Origin of the sequence: Rothia nasimurium, assembly GCF_049068285.1 — a bacterium.
Classification (GTDB): domain Bacteria; phylum Actinomycetota; class Actinomycetes; order Actinomycetales; family Micrococcaceae; genus Rothia; species Rothia nasimurium_I.
Genome location: NZ_JBLKPV010000010.1, coordinates 112,190 through 119,840, shown reverse-complemented (window position 1 = coordinate 119,840; position 7,651 = coordinate 112,190). Strand labels below are relative to the sequence as shown.

Sequence of the window (7,651 nt, the reverse complement as noted above, 5' to 3'; positions counted from 1 at the left end):
TGGCAGAAACGCAAGGCTATACCGGGCTTATCACTATTAACCCGCTACTCGCCTCCTGGGAGGCCTACCAGCTCCACACCCACGCGCGCCTATGCCATAGACGAGCTGAAAACGGCTCTAGAAGCTGATAAAACTGCCTTCCTAGCCCCTCCTGGCGGAAACCAAACGACGCTACGCCACCGGGCTAGGCAGAAACTGCATTATTTTCGATTCTGTGCGCCTGTGGTCTTATCGAGAGGTGTGGAACCACATCGGCAGTCTTGAGAGCTTAGAAAGGGCTGTAACGGTTCATGTGCATGGTCTAAATGCTGAGTTCAAAGATCCGTTACCTGAGTAAGAAGCCCAGCACATTGCTAACAGCATTGTGCAGTGGTTTGTGACGGAATCTCGGTTGTGGAATGACGGGCAGGCTGTCTACGAAGCAACTTTTACGGCTATCCAGTCAGCACACGGCCGTAAAGGTGGAGCTAAAAGTGGGAAGGTAAGAGGGGGAATGCTCACGGCAGTCTCTAACTGCCTGTCGATTGCATTTCAGAATTCAGCAATGGCCCGTAGAAGGTTCGCAACGGCCTCCACTTATGTTGCGAGCTTCGCGGGCCTTCTTTTCGGCCTTTGATTCAGAAATAGAGCCATCTGCTCCGTCCTTCCCCTTAGCTAATAGTTTCCTGGGAAAGCAGTTTGGGGGAGGGGGAAGCCCCACCATTGGCCTCTCATAAACGGTAGTCTTAACTCTGAACTAAACACCACGAAAGAGAGAAACCGCAGTGTCCCAGGGAACCCCCACCACTGATGCCCGCGAACGTGCCCGTCGCCTCGCGGCCGAACAAGCCAAAAAATCCAGCAAAAAATCAACCCGCTGGATCCAGTTCACCGTACTCGGCGTCGTCGCCCTCATCGTAGCGATTGTAGCCTTCGTCGTCATTAACGGTGGCCGCAACCAAATCCCCGAAGCAGGCCCCGTCCCCGCTTCAGCAAACCAGTACGGCGGCATCGTCCTCACCCAGGACGGTATCGTCAAAGACTCATCAGAGGTAGCTGAACGCAACTCCTCAGAACTTGGCACCTCCGAAGCTACCTACACCGCAGCAGACGGCACGGAAACCAAGATGCCCCTGGGCGTAGCCCTCCCCGAAGAAGCAGACAATAACGGTGAGCCCGTCCGCGTCACCATCTTCCAGGACTTCAACTGCGTCCACTGCGCCGCCTTCGAAACTGAAAACGCAGAAACCATCGCGTCCCTCGTCAGCGAAGGCAAGATTACCCTTGAACTTCGTAACCTCACCTTCCTCGACGCTAACAGCCCGACCTTCTACTCAGCCCGCGCCAACAACGTCGCCTACTCAGTAGCCAACCAGGTCTCCGCTGAGGACTACCTCAAGTTCCAGCAGGAAGTCTTCACTTACCAGGCCCAGAATGGTACCTCCAACGAAGAACTCATCAAGATCGCTGAGAAGTACGGTGCAGACGTAAAGGAAGACGTCACCAACAACACCTGGCGCCCCTTCATCCAGACCGTCACCAGCGAATCAGCAACCAACGGTATTGCAGGCACCCCCACCATCTTCGCCGACGGTGAGGTCTTCACCGAAGGACCCACCGGCTTCGCCGCCTGGATCGAGCAGAAGATTGCTGATAAGGACGCCTAAAGTTCACCCAGTAAACAGGCTGTAGAAGGCCTGGCCGCAGTGTACTACACTGGTACACAGCGTGTAGGGGCAGCTGCACGCCTTCACCTATGCCCGGTGCATAGAGGAAGGTGGGTAGCTGCCCCTTTTTCTATGCCCCGGACTCTGCGCGGGAAACCCCGAAAAACCTGCCCAGCCCAACGAGCTAGAACCTAAAAACCCATGACCCTGCATTTTCTCATTGACTGCGACCCCGGCATCGACGATGCCCTGGCCCTCACCTACGCATTTGCCCACCCGCAGGTTGCGGTTGAAGGTCTTGTGGCCAGCGGCGGCAATGTGAGCACAGAGCAGGTAGGACGCAACCTGCGGGGTATGCTGGACCTGCTCGGCGGGCAGGGCACCCCCTGGGTGCTAGGGGCTGAGAATCCATTAGCGCAGCCACTTACCACCACCGAAGAAACGCACGGCCCGCTGGGTACGGGGTACGGCCTGCTCCCCGGGCAGAAGGAACCAACCGGTAGGGCCCACGGTGAGGGCGCTGCTCTGTGGGTAGAAACAGCCCGCCGTTTCCCCGGGAAGCTGCACGGGCTCGTCCTGGGCCCCTCCACCAACCTGGCCCTGGCCCTGCGCCTCGACCCTAAGCTACCCCAGTATTTAGCCAGCCTGACGATTATGGGCGGGGCGCTCAACCACCGGGGCAACACCATGCCCACCACCGAGTGGAACGTCCACTCTGACCCCGAGGCCCTGCACGAGGTTTTGGCAGCCTATAGCCGCCCCGACCTGGACCTGCCCTATGCGCCCCTGCTCTGCCCCCTAGATACCACCGAGCAGGCCGTCATGACCCCGCAACTACGAGAGAGCCTCCTAGCCGGTGGGGGAGAACTCTTTACCGCCCTGGACGGGGCCCTACAGTTCTACATGGAATTTCACGAATGGGACATGCTGGGCTTCATCGCCCACGTCCACGACCCCTTCGTGACAGCCCTGGCGGTAAACCGCGCCCTTGCTGCCAACGGCCAACCCCACACCCTGCTGGGGGAGGGCACTCCGGTGACGCTCGACGTTGAGCTGGCCGGGACCCTCACCCGCGGCCAGGTAGTGGCCGACTGGTTAGGACGCTGGGGGCGTGAACCGAACGCCCAGGCCCTGACCAGCGCCCTGGCTCCTGAATTTTTTGAGCACTTTATCCGGATTGTTCGGGCAGCTTACGCTCCGAAAAGGGTTGCCTAGGGCTAGCTCAAAGAAGTAAAAAGAACGATTATCCGACAGAAAGGGGCGGGCATGGCCCCCTCAACACACACCACTGCAGAACCGTCAACGTCTGGGCAGAGGAGCTCAGTAGCCACTGGTCTCCTCGGTAAAAACCCGGAACACAAGACACCCCTGACCTCCTCCCAGAAGGTACTCAACCTGCTCGCCGCCCTGGTGATCGCAGGAACCTACATCTGGGCCGTCCTCACCGCAGGCGGCACCACCAATTACGCAGCCTACCTGGAGGGCACCAGCGATGCCCAGGCTGCGATACCCCTGCCCCTGATGCTGGGCTATACCGCGGGCGTCCTGCTCCTGCTAGCAGCTAACCTGACCCGCCTGCCCCTGGCGACCATCGCCCTCATTCCTTTTGCGGCTGCCTTCAATATCATCGTGGGTCAACTGATTGGCTTCTCGGGCATCCCCCTCTACCTCGACTCCGTTGCCACCGTCCTGATCGGTGTGCTGGCGGGCCCGGCTGCCGGGGCCATGACCGGTATTATCACCAACCTGGCCTGGGGCCTGACCATCAACCCCACCACCATTCCCTTTGCCGCAGGTGCTGCCCTCATCGGCTTCCTGGCCGGCTGTGCTGGCCGAGCTGGTCTTTTCCGTAAGCTCTGGAGCGCCCTACTGGCAGGTTTTATCACCGGTATCCTGGCCGGTTTCGTCGGTGCCCCCATCGCAGCCTTCGTCTTTGGCGGTGGCCAGGGCGTGGGTACCGGCTCCGTGGTCGCTGCCCTGCAGGCAGCTGGCCAGTCCCTGCTGGGGGCAACCACCCTACAGTCCCTGCTCTCTGACCCCCTTGATAAGACCATTGCCTTCGCCCTGGTCTGGCTCATCATTAAGGGTCTGCCTGCTCGCGTGCGCGGACAGTTCAACCGCTAACCGATGGTTCCCTCAGCCCTGAGCGTCTCTACTCTCAACCCCCGCACCTGGGTCGCCCTGGGCTGCGCCGGGCTTCTGCTGGCCTTCGCCCCGCTGCCTATCATCTGGCAGGCGGGGCTGCTGGCTGTGCTCCTTGCCCTGCACATCGCGGGGCGGACGCTGGTGCCCTGGCTGCGTCTAGTCCTGGCAGGGCTGGCGCCGGTGGCTGCCATGGCTTTTATCATCCAGCTGGTATCGCGCGGGGGAGAGACCGTATGGGCCACCTGGGCCCCTGTGCCCTGGATGGTTTTTCACGTAACCGCTGAGGGGGCCCGGGCAGGTGTAGGGCTGGCCCTACAAATTCTGACCTTCGGGTCAGCCTGCGCCCTACTGATCCTGCCCACCGGGGCTACTGGCCTGCGCTATGCCCTGAGCACCTGGGGGCTGCCGCCTCGGCTCATCTACCTGCTGGTAGCCTCACTCAACGCCCCGGCCCAGCTGGCCCACTACTCCCGGCTGGTCCAGCGGGCCGCCCGCGCCCGGGGCATGGCCGACGGGACAAAACCCGCCCGGGCCTGGCTGGGGGTGCGGACGGCGTCCGCCCTCTTCTCCCTGCTCCTGTTGGATCACGAGGTGCGCGGGGCAACCCTGGCCGCGCGCGGAATCGACCGGGGTGGGCCACGAGTCTTCTGGCAGGACTATGCCGATAGCCTCCCCCAGCGCTACCTGCGCTGGGTGCTGCTGCTGGTGGCCTGTCTGCTGGTGCTTGCCTCTTATACGGGGGTATTGCAATGACTTATGTGCGGACGCTCATCACCGGGTCGCGCGGGGCGGGCAAGTCAGCCCGGCTCGTTGCCTGGGCCCAGGAACGTAATGGGCTCCTTGTGCCCTCCAACCCCCAGGCCCTCATGACGGGCCTGGTGCCTACCGTGGCTGAAGAAATCGCCCTGGGGATAGAGCAGGCGGTGACCAGCCGGGAAGGGCTCCACCGGGCTGTACATACTGTTGCTACTGACCTTGGAATAACCAACCTACTGGACGCCCACCCGCTGCAGCTCTCCGGCGGCCAAACCCAACTGGTAGCCCTAGCTGCCTACCTGGTGCTGGGTCGGGTGAACGGGCAAAAAGATGGCCTAGAGGCACCTGCCCTAGCCCTCGACGAACCCCTACTCGGCCTCGATACAGCCATGCGCACCCGGGTACTGGCCGCCTTCTCCCGCTACCCGGCAGACCTCACCTGGGCCTCAGCCAGACCCCAGGGCGATGAAGAAGACCTAGCGACCGAACGCCAAGACCTAGGAGAAGGTGTAGCGCAGCCTGCCGGGACACCCCTAGTTGCCCTGCCCACCCGAGTGGCGGCAGACGTCCTGGCCCGTGACCTCGCAATATCCCCGGTGGCCCCCGCCCGCCGCCGCTGGAAGAAACAAGCGGTTGCGCCCGTTGCTGCCGGTATCACCCTGAATCTTGCCCCCGGTGACTGCCTGATTCTCACCGGCCCCAACGGCGCCGGAAAATCTACCCTGTTGCGCACCATCGCCGGGCTCCTACCCCCGGCCTCCGGGCAGCTGACCATCGGTGCATTTCCGCCTCATCAGCAGGACGCCCCTGCACGCGTCGCCCTCGCCCAGCTGGTCGCGCAAACCCCAGCCCACCACTTTCTGGCCCCCACCGTGGACGCCGACATGCAACTAGGAAACGGCACCCGGGCAGAACCTTCCCTCCGCGAGACCCTGCGCGATGCCGTCCTACCCGTGGGCTCCGGGGAAACCCACCCCCTGGACCTACTCCCCACCGAACAGCACCTCCTTGCGCTGGCAGAAGTGCTCGCCGCCGGGGCGTCCTGCCTGCTGCTGGACGAACCCACCGCCGGACTAGATGCCCCCGGCCTTGAGCAGGTCACAGCCCTGATTGCAGCCCACTGCACCGCAGGCGGCAGCGCCATCGTCGCCACCCACGACCCAGAACTCACCGGCGCCCTCGCCCAACACCTGCCCCTGCGCCACTACCAGCTAGGTACCCACAGATAACATGCGCCCGCCCGCAATATCGGGTACACTTGAAAAGTCTTGCCTCCTTAGCTCAGCTGGCCAGAGCACCTGTCTTGTAAACAGGGGGTCACCGGTTCGAATCCGGTAGGGGGCTCCACTCAATAAACTCTGCGACTGAGCGGGCACTAATAAACCGGTGACCATTCGGTCGCAGATTTATTTCCTCGCTCGCTCGGAATCTGCTCCCTCATCTGGTTCGAATCCGGTAGGAGGCTCTCTTTATGCCTAAAAACAAGGCAAACCGGTGACCAGAACGGAGTTCGCTCCGCTCACCGCCCCCGATTCGCCAGCTCTTACGTCACCGCGCGCCAGTTTCGCTGACGCTCAACTGATTCCAGGCCCTCTTGAGTGCTCGCTCGCTCGCACCCGGGCCTTCCATCCGCTGGCTCATCCGGTTCGAATCCGGTAGGGGGCTCCACTCAATAAACTCTGCGACTGAGCGGGCACTAATAAACCGGTGACCGTTCGGTCGCAGATTTATTTCCTCGCTCGGCAGTTTCGCTGACGCTCAACTGATTCCAGGCCCTCTTGAGTGCTCGCTCGCTCGCACCCGGGCCTTCCATCCGGTAGGGGGCTCTCTTTATGCCCAAAAACAGATAGACCAGTTATCGTACAAGCCGCTGGGAGCGAGTCTAAGGCGCACGCGAAAAGCAAAACTTACCCCCAGTCTCGCCGTGCAGACCTAGCCACCCAGCGTTTGCACAAATACGCAAACAAAAGATAGTGTTATTCCTGGCTTAGGCTCACCTAAGCAGCTCTATAGACAGTCCTATAGAACCAAAACCCTTCCCAGGAGAACACAACCAATGTCCGCAATCACCCGCAGCGCCTTCCTCAAAGCGACCGCAGCAACCGCCCTCACCGGCCTACTCGCCGCCTGCACCACCGGCTCCAACAACACCACAAGCAACAGCACCAGCTCAGCTGCCTCAGGTGAGAGCTACACCGTCAAGCACGCCTTCGGCGAAACCACCTTCACCGCCGTCCCCCAGAAAATCGCCGTCGTCAACTTCTGGAAGAACCCCGACGTCCTCCTCGCCCTCGGCGTAGTCCCCGCCGGCACCCCCGTCGTCACCTACGGCGCCAACGCCGCCGGCTCCACCGACTGGTTCGACGCCAAACTCGCCGAACTCGGCGGCACCGCCCCCACCACCTACGACGAAACCGACGGCCCCGACTACGAAGCCCTCGCAGCCCTGGCCCCCGACGCCATCTTCTCCGTCTACGGCGATATGACCCAGGAAATCTACGACAAGCTCTCCGGCATCGCCCCCGTCGTCGCAGCCCCCGAAGGCGTCGGCGCCTTTGCCGCCTCCTGGGAAGACGTTGTCAACCAGGCAGGCGCCATGCTCCAGAAAACAGACGAAGCAGCCGCCCTCATCGAATCCACCAACCAGCTCATCGCCGACGCCTCAGCCCAGCACTCAGCCCTCAACGGCAAGACCTTCATCGCCGGCATGTTCGACCTTGAAGCCCAGGCCCTCAGCGCCTACGTCGCCACCGACTCCCGCTCCCAGTTCCTCACCTCCCTCGGCATGAAGCTGGCCCCCTACGTCACCGACAACGCCACCGAAGCCGACGCCTTCTTCATGAACATCTCCGGTGAAGTCCTCTCCGAGGTCGAAACCGACGTCGTCTGGGCCTGGGGCACCAGCGATTCTGACGAAGAAGCCATCAAGGCTAACACCCTCTTCGCCCAGATGCCCGCTGTAGCCAACGGCAACCTGGTCGTCGAAACCGACACCGCCATCTCCCTGGCCCTCTCCGCCGCATCCCCGCTGTCCCTGAACTGGGCCATCAACGAAACCGACACCCTGGCCAAGCTCGCAGCAGCAGTCGCCTAACCTGTGCCAG

At 62.0% G+C, this 7,651-nt stretch carries 6 protein-coding genes and 1 tRNA gene; all 7 read left to right on the top strand.

Annotation, left to right across the window (positions count from 1 at the left end):
• Positions 1–764 precede the first annotated feature (764 nt).
• Positions 765–1,646 (top strand): DsbA family protein, encoded by an 882-nt coding sequence (locus ACMXX3_RS09735; RefSeq protein WP_421084511.1) that lies wholly within the window; start codon positions 765–767, stop codon positions 1,644–1,646.
• Between the two features lie 201 nt (positions 1,647–1,847).
• The gene (locus ACMXX3_RS09730) at positions 1,848–2,861 is read left to right on the top strand and encodes a nucleoside hydrolase (RefSeq protein ID WP_421084510.1); all 1,014 of its coding nucleotides are present in this window, start codon (positions 1,848–1,850) and stop codon (positions 2,859–2,861) included.
• A 51-nt stretch (positions 2,862–2,912) separates the two neighbouring features.
• Positions 2,913–3,770 carry a hypothetical protein gene (locus tag ACMXX3_RS09725; protein ID WP_421084509.1) on the top strand — a complete coding sequence of 286 codons (858 nt, stop codon included), beginning with the start codon at positions 2,913–2,915 and terminating at the stop codon, positions 3,768–3,770.
• A gap of 3 nt (positions 3,771–3,773) precedes the next feature.
• On the top strand, positions 3,774–4,544 hold the full coding sequence (locus ACMXX3_RS09720; protein ID WP_421084508.1) for a CbiQ family ECF transporter T component: 771 nt from the start codon (positions 3,774–3,776) through the stop codon (positions 4,542–4,544).
• The gene (locus ACMXX3_RS09715) at positions 4,541–5,776 is read left to right on the top strand and encodes an ATP-binding cassette domain-containing protein (RefSeq protein WP_421084507.1); all 1,236 of its coding nucleotides are present in this window, start codon (positions 4,541–4,543) and stop codon (positions 5,774–5,776) included. The genes ACMXX3_RS09720 and ACMXX3_RS09715 overlap by 4 nt, the downstream gene beginning before the upstream one ends.
• A 41-nt stretch (positions 5,777–5,817) precedes the next feature.
• A tRNA-Thr gene (locus ACMXX3_RS09710) sits at positions 5,818–5,894 on the top strand.
• Positions 5,895–6,603: 709 nt separating this feature from the next.
• Complete coding sequence (locus ACMXX3_RS09705; protein ID WP_421084506.1) at positions 6,604–7,641, top strand: ABC transporter substrate-binding protein; 1,038 nt, start codon at positions 6,604–6,606, stop codon at positions 7,639–7,641.
• The last annotated feature ends 10 nt before the right edge of the window (positions 7,642–7,651 follow it).

What these genes read in the sequence shown, in the direction of transcription:
- ACMXX3_RS09730 (WP_421084510.1), top strand. Translation starts at nt 1,848, where the DNA reads ATGACCCTGCATTTTCTCATTGACTGCGACCCCGGCATCGACGATGCC.
- ACMXX3_RS09725 (WP_421084509.1), top strand. Translation starts at nt 2,913, where the DNA reads ATGGCCCCCTCAACACACACCACTGCAGAACCGTCAACGTCTGGGCAG.
- ACMXX3_RS09720 (WP_421084508.1), top strand. Translation starts at nt 3,774, where the DNA reads ATGGTTCCCTCAGCCCTGAGCGTCTCTACTCTCAACCCCCGCACCTGG.
- ACMXX3_RS09715 (WP_421084507.1), top strand. Translation starts at nt 4,541, where the DNA reads ATGACTTATGTGCGGACGCTCATCACCGGGTCGCGCGGGGCGGGCAAG.
- ACMXX3_RS09705 (WP_421084506.1), top strand. Translation starts at nt 6,604, where the DNA reads ATGTCCGCAATCACCCGCAGCGCCTTCCTCAAAGCGACCGCAGCAACC.